Annotated in this window: 1 protein-coding gene and 1 pseudogene; one reads left to right on the top strand and one right to left on the bottom strand. The window is 74.9% G+C overall.

Translation table 11 applies throughout. The features are described 5' to 3' along the window. Positions 1 to 115 precede the first annotated feature (115 nt). Positions 116 to 1,012, top strand: a complete 897-nt coding sequence (locus STRTUCAR8_RS45595; RefSeq protein ID WP_044474017.1) for a coiled-coil domain-containing protein — start codon at positions 116 to 118, stop codon at positions 1,010 to 1,012. Between the two features lie 40 nt (positions 1,013 to 1,052). Here STRTUCAR8_RS45595 and STRTUCAR8_RS45600 read toward each other — a convergent pair. Continuing rightward, a pseudogene (locus tag STRTUCAR8_RS45600) lies at positions 1,053 to 1,461 on the bottom strand (MFS transporter); the annotation flags it as partial.

Consider the following 1,461-nt stretch of genomic DNA (forward strand, 5'->3'; position numbering starts at 1 on the left):
CCCCTTCCGTGTACCGGCCGTGACCCGGCTCGGAGTGTCGCGTTAGGCACATTTCACCCCAATCCATCAAGATGTGCGCGAAATCATTACGTCGTACGCGGAGAGGGGTTGCAGGATGAGCGGCGCAGCGATGTCGTACGGTTTCGTGGCCGGTTTCGGGGCCGGACGGGGGCGCGGTTACCGGCCCGATCAGGTCGACGCGTACGCCGCCGCGCTCTCCGTGGAGCGGGACGCCGCCTGGGAGCGGGCCGCGCGGCTGACCGTGCTCGCCCGGGAGATGGACGCGGAGTCGGAGCGGCTGCGGGAGGTCGTGGCGGCGCTTGCGCCGCAGACGTACGACACCCTCGGTGAACGCGCCCGGCGGCTCTTCGAGTTGGGCGTCGAGGAGGCCGGTGCCGTGCGGGAGCGGGGGCGGAGCGAGGCGCGGCAGCTGGTCGCGGCGGCCGAGGCCCGCGCCGACGCCCTGCTGGAGGCCGCGGGCGCCGCCGCCGAGGCCGTACGGACCGAGGCCGAGGAACGGGCCCGGCACCGGCTGCTCGCCGCCCAGGCCGAGGCCGACGAGATCCGGATCGGCGCCCGCCGGGAGGTCAAGGAGGGCCGGGGGGAGGCGCTGGCCGCGCTGCGCGAGATGAGGTCGCGGACCTCGGGGCTGCTCGCCGAGCAGGAGAAGGAGTACGCCGAGCGGTGGGACGCGGCGGAACGGCTCGCCGCCGAGCGTGAAGCCGCCCTGGACGCGCGGAACATGGAGCGGACGGCGGCTGCGGAGGCCGCGCTGTCCGAGGCGGAGCGGGCGTTCGCGGAGGCCGGGGGATCGGTCGGCCGCATCGAGGAGGACGCCCGGATCCGCGCCGCCGAGATCCTCGCCGAGGCCCGCGTCCAGGAGGACCGCCTCGCCCGCGAGACGGAGCGCGTGCTGCGGGAGCACGGGCAGGAGTGGGACGACGTACAGGCCCACATGGACCACGTACGCAGCAGCCTGACCACGCTCACGGGGCGGGCGGCGGCCGAATGAGCGCCCCTGGGGGCGCCCCCTAGGTCCAGGTCCTGTCGGCCTAGGGGCTGTCCAGCACCGGAAACCTTCGCGGTGCCAGCACCAGCAGCACCACGAACGCCAGGGCCGCCGCGCCCGCCGCGCCGAAGTACACCGAGTGGACCGCGTCAGCGATCGCCCGCCGGGTCGCCTCCGGGGCGGCGGTCGTGCCCAGTGCCCTGGTCACCGAGTCGAGGTCGCCCGCGCCGCCCAGCCGGGACGCCAGTACGCCGTTGGCCACCGCGCCGAACAGGGCCGCGCCGATCGTCTGGCCGCTCTGGCGGCAGAAGAGCACCGACGCCGTCGTCGTGCCGCGTTCCGACCAGCCGACCGTCGACTGGACGCCCACTATCAGCGGGAGCTGGAAGAGGCCGAGGGCGCCGCCGAGCAGCAGCATCAGCAGCGTGGGCTGCCAGGGGGAGCCCGGGTAG

This window comes from Streptomyces turgidiscabies Car8 (genome assembly GCF_000331005.1).
In the GTDB taxonomy this organism is placed as follows: Bacteria; Actinomycetota; Actinomycetes; order Streptomycetales; family Streptomycetaceae; genus Streptomyces; species Streptomyces turgidiscabies.